Origin of the sequence: Paenibacillus sp. FSL H7-0350, assembly GCF_038593195.1 — a bacterium.
Taxonomy (GTDB): domain Bacteria; phylum Bacillota; class Bacilli; order Paenibacillales; family Paenibacillaceae; genus Paenibacillus_AQ.
The window spans coordinates 1021743-1041863 of sequence record NZ_CP151972.1 but is presented as its reverse complement, the minus strand read 5'-3'; the positions used below and the strand labels follow the sequence as shown (position 1 = coordinate 1041863).

At 52.3% G+C, this 20121-nt stretch carries 18 protein-coding genes; 12 read left to right on the top strand and 6 right to left on the bottom strand.

Annotated elements, in window-relative coordinates; all coding sequences use genetic code 11:
- Window positions 1–186 precede the first annotated feature (186 nt).
- The 11 genes from NYE24_RS04810 to NYE24_RS04760 all read left to right on the top strand — a co-directional run bounded on the left by NYE24_RS04810 (window position 187) and on the right by NYE24_RS04760 (window position 14633).
- Complete coding sequence (locus NYE24_RS04810; protein WP_342478203.1) at window positions 187–2007, top strand: TerB N-terminal domain-containing protein; 1821 nt, start codon at window positions 187–189, stop codon at window positions 2005–2007.
- Window positions 2008–2017: 10 nt separating this feature from the next.
- Window positions 2018–3337: an ATP-binding protein gene (locus NYE24_RS04805; protein WP_036695343.1), complete on the top strand. Its 1320-nt coding sequence runs from the start codon at window positions 2018–2020 to the stop codon at window positions 3335–3337.
- A complete protein-coding gene (locus tag NYE24_RS04800; protein WP_036695342.1) occupies window positions 3334–5535 on the top strand; it encodes a DEAD/DEAH box helicase in 2202 nt (733 codons plus the stop codon). Before NYE24_RS04805 ends, NYE24_RS04800 begins: the two co-directional genes overlap by 4 nt.
- 126 nt (window positions 5536–5661) lie before the next feature.
- Window positions 5662–6303, top strand: coding sequence for a hypothetical protein (locus NYE24_RS04795; RefSeq protein ID WP_342478202.1), 642 nt, complete (start codon window positions 5662–5664; stop codon window positions 6301–6303).
- 394 nt (window positions 6304–6697) lie between these two features.
- Window positions 6698–7474, top strand: coding sequence for a membrane protein insertase YidC (yidC, locus tag NYE24_RS04790; RefSeq protein WP_342478201.1), 777 nt, complete (start codon window positions 6698–6700; stop codon window positions 7472–7474).
- A 221-nt stretch (window positions 7475–7695) separates the two neighbouring features.
- Entirely contained in the window at window positions 7696–8157 is a 462-nt protein-coding gene (locus tag NYE24_RS04785) for a GNAT family N-acetyltransferase (protein WP_342478200.1), read from the top strand.
- Between the two features lie 92 nt (window positions 8158–8249).
- Window positions 8250–9626 (top strand): extracellular solute-binding protein, encoded by a 1377-nt coding sequence (locus tag NYE24_RS04780; RefSeq protein ID WP_342478199.1) that lies wholly within the window; start codon window positions 8250–8252, stop codon window positions 9624–9626.
- Window positions 9627–9821: 195 nt separating this feature from the next.
- Window positions 9822–10712, top strand: coding sequence for a sugar ABC transporter permease (locus NYE24_RS04775; RefSeq protein ID WP_036695338.1), 891 nt, complete (start codon window positions 9822–9824; stop codon window positions 10710–10712).
- Between the two features lie 18 nt (window positions 10713–10730).
- Window positions 10731–11555, top strand: coding sequence for a carbohydrate ABC transporter permease (locus tag NYE24_RS04770; protein WP_036695336.1), 825 nt, complete (start codon window positions 10731–10733; stop codon window positions 11553–11555).
- A gap of 91 nt (window positions 11556–11646) precedes the next feature.
- Complete coding sequence (locus NYE24_RS04765) at window positions 11647–13434, top strand: sensor histidine kinase (protein ID WP_342478198.1); 1788 nt, start codon at window positions 11647–11649, stop codon at window positions 13432–13434.
- Window positions 13431–14633, top strand: coding sequence for a response regulator (locus tag NYE24_RS04760; RefSeq protein WP_342478197.1), 1203 nt, complete (start codon window positions 13431–13433; stop codon window positions 14631–14633). The genes NYE24_RS04765 and NYE24_RS04760 overlap by 4 nt, the downstream gene beginning before the upstream one ends.
- On the opposite strand, the gene NYE24_RS04755 is transcribed toward NYE24_RS04760, so the two are convergent.
- The 5 genes from NYE24_RS04755 to murI form a co-directional block, all read right to left on the bottom strand.
- Window positions 14611–15207 (bottom strand): DUF2441 domain-containing protein, encoded by a 597-nt coding sequence (locus tag NYE24_RS04755; RefSeq protein ID WP_342478196.1) that lies wholly within the window; start codon window positions 15205–15207, stop codon window positions 14611–14613. The two genes, NYE24_RS04760 and NYE24_RS04755, sit on opposite strands and share 23 nt — an antisense overlap.
- Window positions 15208–15610: 403 nt before the next feature.
- Window positions 15611–16027, bottom strand: coding sequence for a cytidine deaminase (locus NYE24_RS04750; protein WP_342478195.1), 417 nt, complete (start codon window positions 16025–16027; stop codon window positions 15611–15613).
- Window positions 16028–16050: 23 nt separating this feature from the next.
- On the bottom strand, window positions 16051–16398 hold the full coding sequence (locus NYE24_RS04745; protein WP_235218443.1) for a DUF4190 domain-containing protein: 348 nt from the start codon (window positions 16396–16398) through the stop codon (window positions 16051–16053).
- A 43-nt stretch (window positions 16399–16441) separates the two neighbouring features.
- Window positions 16442–17194: a GNAT family N-acetyltransferase gene (locus NYE24_RS04740; protein WP_342478194.1), complete on the bottom strand. Its 753-nt coding sequence runs from the start codon at window positions 17192–17194 to the stop codon at window positions 16442–16444.
- 17 nt (window positions 17195–17211) lie between these two features.
- Window positions 17212–18027 carry a glutamate racemase gene (murI, locus tag NYE24_RS04735; RefSeq protein ID WP_342478193.1) on the bottom strand — a complete coding sequence of 272 codons (816 nt, stop codon included), beginning with the start codon at window positions 18025–18027 and terminating at the stop codon, window positions 17212–17214.
- A 98-nt stretch (window positions 18028–18125) separates the two neighbouring features.
- Between murI and NYE24_RS04730 the strand changes: the two genes are divergently transcribed.
- On the top strand, window positions 18126–18656 hold the full coding sequence (locus tag NYE24_RS04730; RefSeq protein WP_342478192.1) for a GrpB family protein: 531 nt from the start codon (window positions 18126–18128) through the stop codon (window positions 18654–18656).
- Window positions 18657–18664: 8 nt separating this feature from the next.
- Here NYE24_RS04730 and NYE24_RS04725 read toward each other — a convergent pair whose 3' ends face one another.
- The gene (locus NYE24_RS04725) at window positions 18665–19822 is read right to left on the bottom strand and encodes a C45 family peptidase (RefSeq protein ID WP_342478191.1); all 1158 of its coding nucleotides are present in this window, start codon (window positions 19820–19822) and stop codon (window positions 18665–18667) included.
- Window positions 19823–20121 lie beyond the last annotated feature (299 nt).

Here is a 20121-nt window from a genome sequence, read left to right as displayed (position 1 = left end):
GTGCGGTGACAGGCGCTCTCATCCAAGATCTTGAGGAGTTAGTCTCTCAAGGTCTTTTTATTGATTTATGGCAGGACGCTGGAGGGTGGGCCTATTCCTGCACATGACTGGAACGCCTGCATCCGCTGCATAGGGTATATGATATAATGTGAGAATTACGAAGACATACGGGTGGGGCGATGAAGCATGGCTAAAGACAGGCAGGGGCTGCATTTCTCGGAGCTGGTCTGGGAGAGTACGGAGCAGAATGTGGCGATTCCGCCGCGCGGTACTGTAGATGAAGGCAGCCGGAAGCCTAAGTCAGAGCCGGTTAAGAAGAAGACGTCCGGTTCCGGTTACGATACAGTCCAGCTCCAGCTCTGGGATATGGAAGAGAGTGTGGAGCCGGTAACCACTACAGAGAGTGAGTTCGTCCAGCGTGCACGTGAGCTTGTAGAGCATAAGGAGCCTGCGGTGCTGTTCGTCCCGTTCAAAAGCTATTGGCCCACCTACGGGCATATGACCGGCGCGCAGAGCAGATGGTATTTTTTCTGGCGGGATGAAGTCCGGCAGGGGAGATACCCGAAGACCGATCTCTCTTATATCTTCCTGCATATCTATGAGCTGATTAACGGCGTGGGCTGGGATGAGCCTCAGGAAGGCTACCGTCAGCTCAATCTGTTGTGGGAGGCCTACCGCGATAGTTACAAACGTCTGGATCAGTACCTTGGCGGGTGGATTGCGGATTTCTCTTTTGTCCATAAGCTGGATATTCCGCTCTCGGAGATCGTGGCCCGTTCGCGCGGGCTGGCCGGGGATCTGGCGGAGCTTGAGCTGGTCCGTTGCCTGTCTACTGCCCCGGAGCAGCTTAGCATCGAGGTCCTGAGTGTGATGTCGGACTATGATATCAGCAAGTCGAAATTCTACACCGGCGAGGGTAAAATCGCTGCGGATCGTTACATTCCCCAGGTTGTAGCCTTAATCGATGCCTATGTCGCGCGGAAGCACGACTCTAATCTGATCACGATGTTCCCGCCCGCCCCGCCTGTTGTCCGTGAACGTTATTTGTTCCGCAGTGCGGTATACGATATCTCCCTGTATGGCTATTCTGTTCTTGTGCCTGTCATCCGGGTGAGCAAGTCCCCGCCGCTGCGCAGCCTGATTACCCGACTGTTCCGGCTGACCGAGAATAAGCTGCGGGCGCTGATGGGCTACCGGGGAAGACTGAAGGATATACGGGTCGATGCCGATATGGATGATCTCGTCACCCGGTTCCTGGAGCGTGAATTCCGCAAGGCGGAGCAGGAAGAGAAGGGACCGGCGGTGGTTATTGACCAGCAGAAGCTGGAGCAGCTGGCAAGCGACTCCGAGGTGGTGCGTTCCTTGCTTACGGTGGAAGACACCGGGGAACGGGGGCAGGAAGATGACGCAGAATGGATAATTGAGTCTGAAGGAGCACTTGGAGGAGCCGGATTGGCCGGTGCCGGAAGTGATGCGGATGTACATGAAAGCACCGGATCAGCAGATGTAACAAGTGATGCGGAAGTACTGGGAAGAGCTGAATCAGCGGGCGAGAAAAGTGTTGCGAACACGGATGCAAGAGTTGCACCAGCTGTATCAGCAAATGCGGAAAGTATTTCCGATAGCTCTGCAAGAGCTGAAGAGCAGGTGGTCGCGATGATTGGTGGTGAGCGAATAGAGCGGGGTCATGAAGAGCTTCCAGGTACCCACTTGTCAGCTGGTCAGAAGCTTACCGCTTCCCCACCGCCTTACTCTGATAGCGAAGCAGACCGCTGGATACTGTTCGCTTCAGAGCTGACTCCGCTGCAACGGCAGGCCGTGCTGGCTCTGGCAGAGGAGGACGGTTCTGTGAAGGTGCAGCGGCTGGCTGCGGGAGCAGGGACGATGGCAGAACTGCTCTACGATGAGATTAATGAGCTGGCAATGGACAGTCTGGGAGACCTCATCATTGACGGGGAAGAGCTGACCGAAGAATGTCTATCCATGCTGGACTATATAAAGAGGTGAAATTCGTAAAATGAACCCACTCAAAATACCGAAGCGGATGACCACCGCGCTCGTCAATTCGCTGACAGCGGGAGTTGTACCGCGGATCGGGCTTGAACATATCGCCGTCGGCCGCCGTCCGGAGGTGGAGGCGATTCTCCGCGATATGGAGAACATCGCTGATGGCGGAGCCGCCTTCAAGCTAATTACAGGCAAGTTCGGCAGCGGCAAAAGCTTCCTGCTCCAGATCATCCGCAACTATGCGATGGACCGTGACTTCGTGGTTGCTGATGCTGACCTGTCACCGGAGCGGCGGCTGGTCGGCACGAAGGGCCAAGGGCTCGCCACCTACCGCGAGCTGATGAGCCATCTCTCGACCCGGACCCGCCCGGATGGAGGGGCACTGGAGATTATGCTGCAGAAGTGGATCATGACGCTGCAGCAGGCGGTGATGCAGGAGAAGGGCTACGGCCCTGATGCGCAGGAGCTGGGCGATGAGGTTGAGCAGCGTATCTATTCGGTAGCTTCCGAGATGCGAGGGCTGGTGCATGGCTTCGACTTCGCCAAGGTGCTGGCTTCCTACTGGAACGGACATAAGTTGGCTGATGACGGACTGAAGCAGGATTCCCTGCGCTGGCTGCGGGGAGAGTTCCCAACCCGAACGGAAGCGCGGAAGGCGCTCGGCGTTGGTGTCATTATCGATGATGACAACTGGTATGACTATATGAAGCTGTGGGCGGAATTCACCGGAGCCATCGGCTATAAGGGCTTGCTGCTGTTCATCGATGAAGGGGTGAACCTCTACAAGATTACCAACAGCATCTCGCGGCAGAGCAATTACGAGAAGCTGCTGACCATGTTCAATGATACGATGCAAGGCAAGGCAGAGCGGCTGGGAATCTTCGTTGGCGGTACGCCGCAGTTCGTGGAGGACCACCGGCGCGGACTGTTCAGCTATGAGGCCTTGCGTTCCCGGCTGGTGGCCGGACGGTACGCAGGCAACGGTCTGAACAATTACACAGGGCCGATTATCGCGCTAGACATGCTCTCCCACGAAGAGATTCTGATTCTGCTCCAGAAGCTGCGGGATATCCACGCGCTGCACTACGGATATGAAGCAAGACTGACGCAGGAGCAGCTGGTGCATTTCATGGAAGAGGCGGTCAACCGGCTGGGAGCTGATGAACTGCTCACCGCACGCGAGGTGGTGCGTGATTTCATGGATCTGCTGCATACCCTGCACCAGCATCCGGAGCTTTCATTCGAGAAGCTGGTCGGAGAGCGGACTTCGCGGCCCGCTGAGACAGAGCAGAATGAGCTGGACGGCTTCCTGGCGGAGTTCGACCTATGAGTGATAACCCGTTCTACCGGCTGGCCCCGTTCATCAAGGAATTCATCTACAAGAACCGCTGGGATACGCTGCGCGAGGCACAGGTCGATGCCTGCCGGGTGCTGTTTGACACGCCGCATCATCTGCTGATCGCTTCAGGGACGGCCTCAGGCAAGACTGAAGCGGCCTTCTTCCCGGCACTCACGGAGCTGTACGAGCGTCCGTCTGCCTCTGTAGGCATCCTGTATATCGCGCCGCTGAAGGCGCTGATTAACGACCAGTTCACGCGGCTGAACGATCTGCTGCGTGAAGGGAACATTCCGGTCTGGCATTGGCATGGCGATGTGCCGCAGGCGGACAAGACCAAGCTGATGCAGAACCCTTCGGGGGTACTGCAGATTACCCCGGAATCCCTTGAGGGTCTGCTGATGAACCGCCCGAATGCGATCCCGGCCCTGTTCCATGATCTGCGCTTCATCGTCATCGATGAAGTACATGCCTTTATGGGTGCGGACCGCGGCATTCAGGTGCTGAGCCAGCTGGCGCGGATCTCGCGGATGGCGGGCTGTCATCCGCGGCGGGTCGGCCTCTCTGCGACCTTAAGCGACTACGCCTCCGTTACGGAGTGGCTGGCGGCAGGCACGCGCGAGAGCGTGGAGGTCAGCGCGCCGCAGGGTGGACGCAAGCTGCGGCTGAGCGTGGAGCATTTCTCGTTCCCGGATGCGCGGAATGAGGAGGAGGCTGAGCACCTGGAGCGGGCGCGACAGGCGTATTACGGGTTCATCTACGATCACACGCATGTTAAGAAAGCGTTGATCTTCACGAACAGCCGCAGCGATGCCGAAGAGGCCATCCTGGAGATGCGGCGCATTGCCGCTAAGCGCGGCGAGCGGGATGTCTTCCATGTGCATCATGGAAGCATCTCCGCTATGCTGCGCGAGGAGACCGAGGCCACGCTCCGTGAGGGCGCGGGGCCGGCAGTAGCTGCAGCGACGCTGACGCTGGAGCTGGGGATTGATCTGGGCGAGCTGGAGCGGGTACTCCAGCTCGGCGCGCCTTATAGCTGCGCGAGCTTCGTGCAGCGGCTGGGCCGCTCGGGCAGGCGCGGGGACGCCGCCTCCGAGATGATCTTCGTCACGCCCGAGGAGGAGGACGAGGAGGCGCAGCTCCCGGCGCGCATGCCGTGGACGCTGCTGCGGGCCATTGCCGTAATCGAGCTGTACGTGCGCGAGAAATGGGTGGAGCCTCTGGTCGTGCGCCAGCTGCCGGTCGGTCTGCTGTATCATCAGACGATGAGCATTCTGAAGAGCATGGGGGAAGCAGAGCCGGAGGACTTGAAGGAGGCTGTGCTGAGCCTGCCGTCCTTCCGCAGCATCGATCCCGCGGATTATGATGACTTCATGGAGTACATGCTGGGCATGGGCCATATCGAGCAGATGGATGAGGGCAGCCTGCTGATCGGAATGGCAGGCGAGAAGATCGTCAACAACTTCCGCTTCTATGCGGTATTCAAAGACGATGAAGAGCATGTTGTCTATAACGGGACGGAAGAGATTGGATCCATTACCACCGTGCCTCCTCCGGGCTACTGCTTCACACTGGCAGGCAAGCTGTGGAAGGTTGAAGAGGTGGACAATCGTCACAAGGCCGTCTATGTCAAAGGCTCACGCGGCAAAGTGGACACCTTATGGCTCGGTGCAGGCGGAGATGTCCATACCCGGATCATGACGAAGATCCGGGAAGTATTAGGATCTACGGCCCTATACCCTTACCTTGCGCCAAGCGCGGCCGCCAGACTGGAACGGGCGCGGAGGCTTGCCAAGGAGAGCGGCTTGCTGACGCGTTCAGTTCTGCCTGCGGGAGGAGACTCCATGTTCATCCTTCCGTGGGCTGGCAGCCGCCAGTTCCGTACGCTGGAGCGCCTGCTCAAGAACAATCTGAAGGAGCCACTGGGGTTGCGTTCAGTCGTGCCGATGGAACCATATTATATGGTGGTCGCCGGTAAAGTGGATGCAGAGAAGCTGGAGGATGAGATCATCGCCGAGACCGCTGCGGCTTCGGATGCACTCACGCTCCTGAAGCCGGATGAAGCCCCTTACCTCGGCAAATACGATGAGTTCATCCCGCATGACCTGCTGCGCAAAGCTTTTTCGCTCGATGGCCTTGATGTGCCGGGTCTGGTCCATGTCATCAAACAGTGGCGGCAGCCTCCGGCATAAATTGATATAGCGATAGCCAATATGCGGAGATGTATCCCGCTTATACAACAAGAAGCAGTCGATCCTATCGTGATCAGCTGCTTCTTGTTTATCCACGGAAGTTATTATAGGGTGGGTGAGGAATCTATGGAAGCAAATGCGTTAGAGCGTTTACCGGATCCAACAATTTTACAAAAGCTAATGAAAATCCAAGCTTCACTGAATATTATTCTTTGTCAGGAGGAATGGCTTCGTTACCATAGTTTCAATCAAGAGTGGAATGAGGGTGTGTCTATGGCGAAAATAGATAATGGATCAGGGGATCATTTATTTATTTTGTTTTCCAATGAAGGCTCCATCATAAAAGGTTTCGATCACGAATCTGAATTAAGTCCATACGCACAAGATGAACATAAAGTATGGCAAGGAATTTATGATGACGTCCCAAAGGGATTATTACCATTACTTGATGATGCTGCGATTGAAAAAGAAGATGTGACTTTTTGCATTTGGCGTAAAAGCAGTGACACTAGCTGGCACAAAGGAAACGTTGAGATTCCAGAAGGTGAAAGCGATGGTTCTGATTTTTTACTGGGCTGTATATTCCATACACCAGAGGATTTTGTGGAATTTGCAACAGATTATTTTGAATTATCCCTATCCTTAGAGGTTGTTGCAAAAATCTACGAGGATCTCCCCATTACGGAAGAGATGATCCATAGCTTGAATTCCAGCTGTGACGTAAAGGAAGTTCTTCAAGAATTAGAGCTATTACGCTTAAGAGGTTAGTAAGATTCGCTGGTATTACCCAGAATCGTGGAACCACACCTTCACTCTGACGTATAGACGTATAATCATTTTCAATTTATTCCATTATCACGCATACAGGCGGAGGTGAACCGGACTGGAGCATTTCTATGACTTGATTCAATTGGCATTCTCCATCGCTCTGATCTATTCGATAGTGTCGATTCCCTTTACCTACTTTTCTATGCAGGAGATCCACTGGGGTCATGAACTTACTGCACCCGGTTTAACTTGGTCGGTAGCGGTCAGACTGACGCAGCCGAGCAGTATTCAGCGCTGGATCGCACGAACCGCCAGGCGAAGAGAAGCACCTGATGACGAAGATAACCGTCCTTTCCCACATTGAGATCCATACATTCAATTAGGGAGGACAACAATGAACAAGATGAACCTGTATCCAAAATGGGCCAAGCCCATTCTCGTCCTAGCAATGGGACTTATTACGGCCATATTGCTTAGCGGCTGCTCAGCAGCCTCCCAGGCCAGCCCGATTCTGGCGGATTCACCGGGGATATTCAACCACTTCTTTATTTATCCGTTCTCGTACTTAATCCAATTCTTTGGAGATGCATTCCAAGGAAACTACGGCTTATCGATTGTGCTGATGACTCTCATCATCAGGCTTGCGATCCTGCCGCTAATGATGAAGCAGACGAAGAAGCAAATAGCCATGAAAGCCAAGATGGCCGTCCTCCAGCCGGAGTTAACGGAGCTGAAGGAACGGTATAAGAACAACGTCAGCGCCGATGCCGCAAAACAACAGCAGGCCGAAATGATGCAGCTCTACCAGAAGCATCAGTTCAACCCGTTAAGTATGGGGTGCTTGCCGATGCTGCTCCAATGGCCGATCACCCTGGCATTTTATTACGCCATCCGCCGTACCCCCGAGATTGCCGCACACGATTTCCTGTGGTTCAACCTGGGGACCGCAGATATGATTCTGCCGCTTATTGCCGCTGCGGTCTATTACGTGCAGTTCCGTGTATCGCAATCTGCAGCTGTACAGAATCAGCAAAGCCCGGGCAACCAAATGGCTTGGATGGGATGGTTGTCACCGGTCATGATGGGACTGTTCTCGTTTCAGGTACCCGCAGCCTTGCCGTTATATTGGGTGTTTGCGGGATATTCATTATCGTGCAGACAGCCATTCTGAATAAAATGTACGCGAAGCCAGACTTAGCAGGTAAGAATCTATCTGCCGGTGTAGAAGAATAATTTTGAATTTCGCTTAAACAGCGGAGCGTCCACCCAAGTGCTTACGTAAATCTTACTCCTATTTAAGAGCTGTCCCAAGCAGTCAATTCATGGCTTCTGGGACAGCTTCTTGTCGAGCAAACATAAATGACTATATATAAACAAACGAGGTGACTCCAAATGAATTCACTTATAAGTGTAAGGCTGGCGTCCATAGCAGATGCTGAGGCACTGTCGGGACTCAACCAAGAGTTCAACGGCGGCGTCCGCAGACCCCCGGCCCAAATTGTTGAACATCTACATACTAACCGTAACGAATGTATTGCCGTAGCCGAGTTGAACGGTGCCATCGTGGGTTTTGGCTGCGCCCAAAGCCTGTATTCCTTTTGCTATGAGGAGCCTTATGGAGAAATTACAGAGCTTTATGTGCAAGATACCGCCCGGAGAAAAGGAGCTGCCAGAGCCATCATCACTTGTCTGGAAGACGAGCTTAGAGTGCGCGGAGTGAAACGGGTCAAGGTATTGACGGGTAGAAAGAACGCTGCGGCCATTCAGACCTACGAAGATTGCGGCTATGTGAAAGACGATGAGCAGATGTTAGAGAAAGAGCTGACGGATGAAGCCTGCCCAAGCATACCCTAGAAAAAACAAACCTCATTTCTGCAGTTCCCACCTTGCCCGAAACGCTCCGCCTGATGATAATTAGCTTATCACGACAGAGGGGGCTTTAATGAATGGTCAACAGAAAAATGAAGCAAACCGCCACCGTCGCGTTCGCCGCGCTAATGGCAGTAAGCCTTGCCGCATGCGGGAACTCGGACAACAACGCCAATTCCAAGGCTAAGGACACCGCCGCACCGAACACCGCCACAGGCAGCGGCAATGCCGCAGCTACAGACGCACCGAAGGACAAAGCGGTAACGATTACCTTCCAGAACATCTACCCTGACCCTGCAACACCGTCTTACAAAATGATCCACGAGCTGACGGACCAGTATATGAAAGAGCATCCTAATGTAAAGATTGAGCTGGATACGCTGAACACGGACCAACAGAAGGTGAAGCTGAAAACACAAGCAGCCTCCAAAGAAATACCTGATATTACGATGGTTAACCCTGCTGCCCAAATGAAGCCCTTTGTAGATGCAGGATTATTAGCCCCGCTGAATGATGTACTCGATCAGAATGGACTAAAAGACACGTACCAATCGGGCCTGCTCGATTATTACAGCTTCGACAACAATGTGTATGCGCTTCCTGACGGCAACAATATCGAAGTGGTCTACTATAACAAAGACTTGTTCGCCCAAGCTGGAATTGCAGCGCCTCCGGCTACCTTTGAAGAATTACTCCAGGACGTTAAGCTCTTAAAAGACAAAGGGATTACTCCACTGGCCATCGGTGAGAAGGATTCCTGGACCGGCTCGTTCCTGTTCATGAACATTCTGCTGCGCACTAACGGTGGCCCCGGCTTCCTGAAAGACGTAGTTGACGGTAAGAAAACATTTGAAGATCCTGCCTTTGTTGAAGCGGTAGACGCGTTCCAGCAACTGGTAGCGGCAGGCGCATTCCCTGACGGGGCGACTTCCATCGATGCGAATGCCGGCGGGAATATTTTCAGATCCGGTAAGGCGGCCATGTGGGTTATCGGTACTTGGGAGACGGGAGCTAATGATGCTTCTTCTGTAGCCGGTAAAGTGGGAGCCTTCCAATTTCCTACCGTTAACGGTAAAGGCGATCCGAACGAATTCATGCTTGCACCTGGCAGTGCATTTGCCGTGTCTGCAAACAGCGAGCATCTGAAGGAAACGAAGGATTTCCTGAACTTCTTCGCTTCTGAATACCCTAAAAAACAGTTCGAGCTGAAGAATGCTGTAGGTATCGGGCAAAAGGTAGACGGTGACCTGAAAGCTGCCGGTTACTCCGAGCTGGCTATCACTGTTGCCGGTCTGTTCAACCAAGTAAAAGGCGGCGATCTGTCCTTCGACAACACGATGAATCCAGCAACTTCACAAGTCCACCTCAGCAGCATTCAGAACCTGTTCGTGCAGAAGATGGATTCCAAGGCGGTAGCCAAAGAGCATCAGGCCGCATTTGAAGCGAATAAATAAGCTTAAGTCCTTAGTGGTTTTGTCCAACCTAACGCATTTCCTGTAATCGTACAGCTGTTCTACTCGATGCGAAGCAAGCCGATCAGGCTACTTCGCATCGGGTTTATCATGCACTTTAATAAGTTAATAACATTAATTATTAATTGGATGAATTAATAGACAAAGAAGAATCTGCTTGATTAGGAGGCGGGAAAGATGAAAGTTCTTAAGGTGCCGGCATACACAATCGCCGTCTTCATAGTGCCATGTCTGCTGCTCTATGTGTGCCTGGTATTCGTTCCCATACTGGTCTCATTCTACACGGGCTTATTGAAGTGGGACGGTCTAACGACCGCTCAGTTCGTCGGCTTCGGCAACTTCAAGAATATGTTCTGGCATGACCCGGTGTTCTGGCCCTCTGTGCGGAGAACGCTGCTGTACGCCGTGGCATCCATGCTGGAAATCCCGCTCTGTCTGGGGATGGCGATCCTGCTTAACCGCTATCTGCGCAGAGCCAATACGCTGGTGTCGATCTACTTCACGCCGGTCATCTTATCAGTCGTTATTATTGGACAACTCTGGAAGACCATCTATAATCCTACTTCGATGGGGGGCATGCTGAACGGTGTGCTGGTGTCCCTGGGGCTGGAGAGCTGGACGCATAACTGGCTGACTGAGCCTAATATCGCCATGTATTCTCTGTATCTGGTCTCCCTGTGGCAGTATTTCGGCTACCATCTGCTGATCCAGTATACCGGGGTGCAGAACATTCCCGATGAGCTGTACGAAGCGGCCCGGATTGATGGAGCGGACGGCTTCAAGGCGGATCGTTACATTACGCTTCCGCTGATCATCCCGATTTTCAAAATCTCGATTATCCTGGCGTTTATCGGGTCCCTGCAAGCCTTCGATCTGGTCATGGTCATGACTGGCGGCGGTCCGGCTCATGCAACGGATGTCATCTCCACCCATATGTATAACAGCTCCTTCTTGTCCTTCAAGTATGGCTACGGCAGCGCGATTGCGACGTTCCTCGTGGTGGTCTGCCTCATTTTTACCGGCATCATCAACACGATATTTAACCGGCTTGAGCGAAAATTCGAGTAGGAAAGGAGTGCGCGGACCATGCGTATGTTTAAAAAAGGAATCGTGTATCTTCTTTTTGCCATTCCTGTCATTACCCAGCTCTACCCGCTGCTGTGGCTGTTGTTATATTCCCTGAAGACGAATGAGGAGATTCAGGACGGGAGCTTCTTTTCTTTTCCGCGAAAATTCCAGTGGCATAACTACTACGAGGCTTACACCTCGGGCAGCTATCTGAAGTACCTGTCGAACAGCGTGTTCGTTACCGGCCTTACGATGATATGTGTCATTCTGCTGGCTTCAATGGCGGCCTACGCGATCTCCCGGTTCCGGTGGAAATACGGCAATGTCGTGATGACCATTTTCCTGATGGGGATGATGATTCCGATGCAGGCCACGCTGCTGCCGCTGATGATTATTTTCAAAAACATGCATATCCTCAACACCCACTGGTCGCTGATTCTGCCGTACATCGCGTTCTCAACTCCCATCGCCGTGTTCATATTGAGCGGCTTCATGAGAGCTATTCCACATGAGATCGAAGAATCGGCGTTCATCGACGGGGCGAGTGTGTACCGGATCTTCCGCAGCATCATCCTACCGGTGTCCATTCCGCCGGTCATGACCGTATGTATCCTAACCTTCATCAACATCTGGAACGAATACATCCTGGCCGCCACGTTCATCTCGTCAGAGAGGCTCAAAACCCTTCCATTCGGGGTCTATACCTTCGTGAGCCAGTATTCGGTCAACTACGGCAATATTGGGGCTTTCCTGGTGATGGGCGCGCTGCCGGTGATTCTGATCTACTTCTTCCTGTCGAATCAGATTACCAAAGGGATGGTGGCCGGAGCGGTTAAGGGATAGGGGGCGGCATGCCGAATTCCCTCATTGCATAAAAATGGAAAAGTTCTATAATAGGAAACGGCAGAACAGGGTGCGTAAAGGGGAGAGGCTTATGAAGCTCGGCTTTCATTCCATACATCATCGGTTGTTCTTGCTGTTTCTTTTTTGCATGTCCAGTATTCTGCTTATTGTCAGCCTGCTGTACTATAACCGGACTACAGACCAATTGCATGAGAAGATCGGTGATTTGTCGCAAAAAAACGTCGCCCAGAGCGCAGGCTTATTCACGCTTCTCTATAAAGGGTATGACGCTTTGTCCAAATCGCTCAGCAATAACTTTGAGATGATCCGCTTAATCAATGAGAAGACGGACGGGCCGGCGGTCGCCTATATCAATGAGCAGACGGTGACGAATATCATTGGCTCGATTTTTTATTCGCGGGACGATCTGGTGGGCATCCATGTGATTACAGACCGCGGCAAGATCTATAACTATGGCAACTATATGAATGTGGTCGATCCGCATTACAGGCAGGAGGACTGGTACCGGCAATTGCAGGCTTCCTCGGGGAAAATGGTCTGGCTCGGGGTGTACCCGCACTCCCTGATCGACCAGGTGGAGGACAGCCCGGTCTTCGCCTTCGGGCGGCAGCTCTATGACCTGAATGAGCATAAGCCGATCGGCATCGTGCTGTATGAGACGGACCCGAAGCCGGTGCTGGATGCGCTGGAGAACCTGAAGCTGGGCGCGCACAGCCAGGTCTACCTGATGTCGCCGGATGGACGGTTTGTCACCTCGGCCACCGATCCGCAGCCAGACGCTGCCCATCTGCCTAAGCTCCCCACTACGGAGCATGTGATGGTTCAGCAGGAGCGCGGGCAACTGGTTGTGGCGTCCAAACTGTCTTTCTCGGGCTGGTGGGTGATGAGTATTACGCCGGACCAGGATCTAAATGTGGAACTGGTGGAGCTGAAGCAGTATCTCTTGATCGTGATCTCGGCGCTGATTCTGGTCTCTACGCTGATTGCGTCGATCGTATCGCAGACCATCTCTTCGCCGCTGAAGAAGCTGATCCGCGAGATGCGGCAGGTGGAGGTGGGGAATTTCGGGGGCATGGTCAAGGTCTCTTCCTATCAGGAGATTAACATTCTGGTCGCTTCCTTCAACCGGATGGTCCGGCGGATCGAGGAGCTGATTGAGCGGGTCAAGCTGTCCTCGGTCAGCGAAAAGAATGCGGAGCTGCATGCCCTGCAGTCCCAGGTGAACCCGCATTTTCTCTACAATACGCTGGATATGATCTACTGGATGCTGGATGAGGAGGGTAATGAACAGCTAGGGGAGCTGATACTCTCCCTGTCCTCGATGTTCCGTTACAGCAGCCAGTGGGAAGACGGAGCCGATGTAAGCCTAGGTGAGGAACTGGAGCAGATCAGGCATTACTTGAAGATTATCTCGATCCGGCTGGAGGGCCGCCTCGTAATCGTGACCGATATCGATGAACGCTGGCTGAACATCAGGGTCCCGAAGATGACGGTGCAGCCGGTCATTGAGAATGCGGTCAAGCATGGACTGGAGCCGCTCTTGCGTCAGGGGATTCTCAAGGTATACACCCGGCAAGAGAGCGATCATCTTGAGCTGATTGTGGAGGATAACGGGGCCGGAATGAACGGGGAGCAGCTTGCAAGGCTACAAGAATCGCTGCATGTGGAAGGTCCCGATCATTCTGGCGCTAGTGGCAGAGAAGGCGGCAAAAGCGGGATCGGACTCCAGAACCTGCACCGCCGCCTGCGGTTCATGTTTGGAGAGGGCTACGGTCTGCAGATTCAGAGCTTCCCCGGAGAGGGGACGCAGGTGGCTATCGTGCTGCCTATTCCAGTGGAAGGAGAGCTGCTGAAGTGAATATACTTATAGCCGATGATGAACGGGCCATCCGTGAAGGCATCAATCGCACGATTAAGCAGATTAGTGCAGAGCATCAGGTGTTCGTGGCTGACCGGGCGGAGGAAGCGGTGAAGATTCTGGAGGAGCAGCATATTCATATTGTGCTGACCGATATTCTGATGCCGGGCATGAACGGGCTGGAATTCATGAAGATCTCGAAGCGCCGGTATCCGTATGTGAAATGGATTGTCATCTCTGCCCACAGCGAATTCTCCTACGCCCAGGAAGCGGTCCGGCTGGGTGCGCGTGACTATCTGCTGAAGCCGATCGGCAAGCATAAGCTGACCGAGCTGATCGACAGCCTGACAACTGAAATTCAGCAGGATAACCAAATCTCGCGGCAAGGCGAGCGGCTGAAGGCCAGTCTGCGGTTTCTGCGCGAGGGTGTTTTTCAGCGGCTGGCCTCGGGGCTTGATATCGGGAATCTGGACATCGACGCGTTCATTGAAGATTATCATTCCTTCTATCTGGTCATGATTCAACTGGAGCCGGGGGATCAGAGTGCCCGTCTGGAGCATTTCATTGTGGAGAATGTTCTCTCCGAGCTAATCGAGCGGTATGGTCGGGGCTTCGTGGTCAGCTATGACCGCCAGCACCTGCTGGGCCTGATCACACCGGGCGAGACTGTGCGGGTAGAGCAGTTCCAGGAGGCGGTGAAGACGCATCTGACGCATTATTTGAAAATCCCTTTTCAGATGATCTATTCCGGGCTGAGCTGTGACTTCCATACGGTGCCGCAGATCGTGAAACGGATGCGTGAGGCTTCGGCCTTCCAGGGGCCGCCGCTTGAGCCGCTCCAAGGGAGTGGGGAGAAGGCGATTGAAGTGGCGCTGCACTACATTAAGGAGCATTTCTATGAGGAGCTGTCGCTGGAGAGAATTGCTTCGGTGGTGTTCCTGAACCCGGCGTATTTCAGCCAGCTGTTCAAACAGAAGACGGGGCAGGGGTACAAGGAATATGTCACATCGCTGCGGCTGGAACAGGCGAAGCTATTACTGCTGAATCCGGGGCTGAGGCTGGCCGAAATTGCGGAGCGGGTGGGATATCAGGACATGCGCCATTTTACCCAAATGTTCCGCAAGAAATACCAGCTCACCCCCACAGAATACCGCCAAGCGGAGAGCATCAGCATTCTTAGGAGCAGGGGTACTCTGTGATGATCTCTGCTACTTCGATTCTTCCGTTAATCAACAGCTCTGGAAGCGCATTATTGAGATTACCTTTCCAGTATTCTCTGGCTTGTTCGATTTTACGGGAGAATGGGGCCCCGTCTTCCTTGGGCAATAGACTGCCGTCCCCTTCAAAAATAGCTCCAGTGACTTTAAGTCTAACGATCTGCAGCACTTTCCGGTGGTACGAATCGAATATGCTTTTCCACATCAGGGCGTCTTCATAGCTCTTTGCTGCGTATAAGCAAGACAAACGTGAAGGGTACTCAGGATGTTGCTGTAGCCTTACCATTTCAACGATAACCTCTCGAACCGCTCTGATGGTCTGCTCCGCATACTTAACCGTAACATCCGCATCCTCTTTATCCAATTTCAAACCGTCATCAGTATAATTGCCGTGCAGAATCTGAATAACGTCTTCCCCTTTGGAATTCAACTGTTCTTGCTCAAAAAAGAAGCGATACAAGGTGTTTTTCTGCTGATTGTCAAAATTAATGATTTGATTCAGGGCCATCTTCTTTCGGGTTACAATGTGGTAAACGTACCTTTCGCTTGCTTGCATAATTTACCTACCTCCTAATACAGAATCAGAATAAAAATAGTAGATAATACTAAATATCCTTTTAAAATAAAAACTATTCTAGTAAGGAATTGTTCTTTAGGGGTCTTTGGCTTAGCGTAACGGACTGAGGTGCTCTTATTTGGGAAAGAAGTCGCCAATTGGGCGAGTAACGGACTACAGGCCTTATCCTTTACACTTCGGCTCCAAATCGTCTCGTAGAGAGATAATAAGGCCCACTGAGTCCGTTACGCTGCAAAAAGTGGCGTTTTCGTGGGGATAAGGTTACTCCGGTCCGTTAGTTTTTTGGATGGATAGGTTTCGCTACACGAACCACTGGGTTTAAAATGCTTATTTACCCTTTGAAATCTGATGCTGTACTAGATGCTACTTTGCAGATCAAGACTTAATCACTGACTATAATGCGCTTATAAGAAAGGGGCAGCAAATCTTTAACTTCCACTTTCACTGGATTTCCCGCTTCATCGTTCAAGATTATCTTAATATCAGGACAGTAATTAAGAAGCATCTGGCGGCAGTTTCCGCATGGAGCTAATAAGTGGTTATGTGCCTTATCGTGAGTGGCCACAATGGTCTCAAACTCTCTTTCGCCAGCAGTGATAGCTGCACCGATTGCTATGTACTCCGCACAAGAACCATGAATTTCATAACAATTAACTCCAAGATACACATTTCCATTTTTACAGCGTATTGCCCCGCCCACTGTATGGTTGTAGACCCCGTCATCAAAGTTCTTTTCCAGTACGTTCATTGCCATTTCTATTAGTTCAAAATCACTTTGGTCTAATTCATAGGTTCTCATATATTCCTCCAGCATAAACTTAGTTATAACCCATACCCCATCGTAGTCTGTGCACTATTGAATAACAGAATAGCTACAACAAACATAATGATGAGAATGGCGTAAATAAAAGTAGAGGCTATTCCGCAGACCAGTCCGGCAATCGCCAATCCCCGGCCTTGCTCATAGCTGTAACGGATCTCCTTGAAGGCAAGTGAAGCCAGAACGATTGCGGTAATCCCGAACAGGATGCCGACGTAAGGTATTACGATGGAGAGAATACCCAGGACCAGTGCTGCAACCGCTTTGCCGTTCGTCCGATCCTGCGGAGGCTTCGGGTACTGCTGGTAGTAATTCTGTTCGCCATAGGGCGGAGGGGGATTATTCATCATCTAACTCCTTCATGGGTAGTGAGCTAATGCTCCTATTCAACCATCAATAATTAACCCAGTGCTCCAGAGTGACAGCGCGGGTTAGGCCAATGGATTCGGCGAGGCGGATGGAGGCGAGATTGTTCTCCAGCACCTGATACCTGGGAACGTAGCCCCGCTTCTGGGTGTGGAAGACTGCTGTGCGGACTACGCGCTGTGCTAATCCTCGCTGTCTGGCAGTTTCTATGGTACGTACGCCGCCTATCTCCCAGATTCGCTCCTCATTGCGGTAGACGATACATGTACTGAGTGGCGTATCCCCATCCAATAACGTCACAGCGAACGCCCCGTCTTCAAAATACTGCGTGATCTCCTCTAGCGAATAATCATTTGCCATCCACAGCGGCAGCAGCCGTTCATCGATAGCTTCACTGACCGTGCAGGCTTCATCTGCGCTGAAGCTCTGGCCTTCGGCTGAAGAATAAGAGTAGAGACTACGGACCCTCCGCAGCGTGAAATACGGTTCCAGCGCCTCCCGGTACGCATCCTCCTGAAGCTTGAAGACGAGGTTGGCATCCTGCGGCAACCGCTTGAGCAGGGCTGGGAAGACCTCAGGACTGCTGTAGTCCATCAGCACAACGGTGTCAGCCTCCGGGTAGGTCCGGTGATCATAGCCGAAGGTGGCGGCAGGCATAAGCAGCAGCACGCCCCACTCCTCCTGTTGCTCAATCAGCACACTGTCGATCTGAGCATGATAAGCCGTCAACATTTTGAGCAGCGTTACATTTTTCAGCGGATTCCGGCGTAATCTCTCCATTATTGTTGAATAGTGACTCAAGTGAGATCACTCCCTTTGCTCAGATTAATTGATTGTTCAATGTCATCCAGACGTTTGAACAGGCGCTCATACTTGGATAACATTGCGGGATCATCTACCTGTACACCGGATCTGTAAAAAAGGATATCGCCCATCCCCTCATTGATCCGGCCCCCCGCTTGAAGGATCTGTTTCAGGTGTCTGGCGGTTCCAACACTGCCTGAGATGAAGTCAACCGTATCCGGGAATATCTTCCGCAGACCTTCCTCGAAGTAGGGGAAGTGGGTACATCCGAGAACCACCGTGCTGTATCGCTTAAGGTCCAGGTGTGCCAGCTCACTTCTCAAATAGGGAATAATTCTCTCTTCGTCAAAATCAAAGCGCTCCGCAAACTCGACCAGCCCGGGCAGCGGCAGACTGTCAACAATTTCCCCATGATCGATACGGTGCACCAAATCATGATACTTCTTCTCCTGCAGCGTTAAGCGGGTCGCAAGTACCAGCACCTTCTTCTGCTTACCCTCCGATTGTTCAACCGCAGGCTTCACTGCCGGCTCAATTCCGAGCACCGGAAAGTCATACCGCTGCCGCAGCTCTTCGATCACAATGCTGGTGGCTGTGTTACAAGCGACCACCAACGCTTTTATATGCTGCTTGGCCATGAAATCCACCGCTTGCAGGATGTATTCCCTGACTTCGTCTTTCGTCTTCTCCCCATAGGGTACATGGCTGGTATCTGCATAGAAGAGGTAGTCTTCTTGCGGCAAGAGCTTAAACGCCTGATGAAGCACGGTTAACCCGCCAATTCCGGAGTCAAAAAATCCAATTCGCATACTTCCACTCTTTCCGTCATTATTAAAAGGATTCTATTATTCTATCATTAGACTTATTGTATAACTATAGCGAATGGACAAAAACGAGGAGGAGAAGGATGATGGCTGAGAAGACCAAGGTTGTTGAAGTGGTTCCGTATGATCCGGCCTGGAAGGCGGAGTATAGCAGAATTGAGACGCGGATGCTGGAGATCACCGGGGATCTGATTATCCGGTCTGAGCATGTGGGCAGCACCTCGATTGAAGGACTGTGGGCTAAGCCTGTAATTGATATCGATCTGGTGATGGAGAGCTATGACCAGCTGCCGGGTATCATCCGCAGACTGCAGGCGTTCGGTTATGAGCATCAGGGAAATATGGGTATTGAGGGCAGGGAAGCCTTCAAGAGCAACCAGGAGGATGGATTCATGAAATACCATCTGTATGTATGTCCCAAGGACGGCAAAGGTTATGTGGAGCATATTCTCTTCCGTGATTATCTGCGCAGCCATCCCGCTGCCCGGGAGGAATATCAGGCGGTCAAGCAGCGGCTGGCTGAAGAGTACCGTAATGACATTGATGCGTATTGTGACGGGAAGACCGCTTTTGTGCAGTCTATCCTGCAGAAGGCGTCACAGCAGCAAGAGTGAGAGGGAGCTTACCTGGGACGGGTCCAGAATCCCTCTGCGGACGGCTTGTCCGGCAGCACTGCCTCGAATACACGCATTCCCGCCGGGTCATGGAACCCGAATGTTCTCCAGCCGTTCAGCTGCGGGGAACCGAAGCAGATATGCAGCTCGCGGGCTGTGTTGTCACACACCATGGACCATAAGGTGCCTAAGCCTTCGCTGTAATGGTGACAGCAGATTCCCTCAGGATATTCGCGTCCTGCGGCGGCTTTCATGGCTGCTACAGGATTGATAGGTGTGTTGTCGTCCATAAGTGCTGCCCGCAGCGCGTCATATCTTGTCCATGAGTTCTCCATGACTTGCTGATTATGTAGCTGCATGGAGGGCAGGGTGTAATGGTTCGCCGAGAGTACAAGCTGGCTTGCGCTTAAGCTGTCAGCAGCCGGGTGATACTGGATCGCTTTCTCGGTACCAGCTGTCTCTACGAGGGCGATGTTCCCTTGGGCGTCAGAGATCAGGAAGTTTCTGTAGTCAGCCACCGGTATGCTGCGCATGAGCTGGACCGATTCTTCCGCAGTAGTACATTGATCCAGCAGGGCCCGGACTACGCCTGGAAAAACAAAGCCCTCCCCGGTCATCTCCGGCCGGACTCTCCCCGAGGTGGTGGTTACGGTAAGTCCTGCCTCATTCATCCCGTCATAACGTCCGAACAGTTGCAGCGCAAAGCCGGTATGTGCCAGCTTGCCCTTCACCCGGGCCAGGCTGAGCAGCAGCTGATTATACGGCTCATCCTCCCAGCCAAAATCATAATTACGCATATGATAAATCTGTCCGCTCTGATCCGCACTTGCTCCAGTTAGGTAGGCTGCCTGTGTGCAGTGGCCCGGTGCCTGGAAATAGGAATAATAGAATACGACATGGGCAGCTTCAATACCGGTCTCATCGGCGAAGCCCTGAATTTCTTCATTCAAGCCAGGGCAGTAGCGCTCGAAGCTCTCCATGGCTTTGTCCGCTGCATACGGTGTCAGCGGGGAGCCTCCCATGAAGGGTGAGGACAAGAAGGATAGCATGGCGGAATTATTCTTATGATGGGCGCCCAAGGCGCGTCCGACCTCATAATGAGTGCCTTCGGTAACGAGATATGTAAATTGTGCGGTCTTACGCTGTGACAGGGGATTAGCATCCATGTGAATGTTCCTTCTTTTTCGTTATTCTCTGCGCAGAGTAGGTTCATTATAAGGGGCGTATAGATCAGGCGGCAAAGCCCGCTGCGCCTCAAATCCCCGGATGCGCAGCCAAGCGGCGAAACGCAGTTATGAATTAGACGCATTTTCACTGGTTTAGAAGGAAATACTTGTATTATTGAGGTTTTTAAGGTAAATTATTGGTAAGACTTTCGGATTAAAGTTCATCTGGAAGTGTAACCTAATACATGGTATATGCAAGCCGAAGAGGAGCATTTCCCCCAAATGCTCCTTTTTGCGTT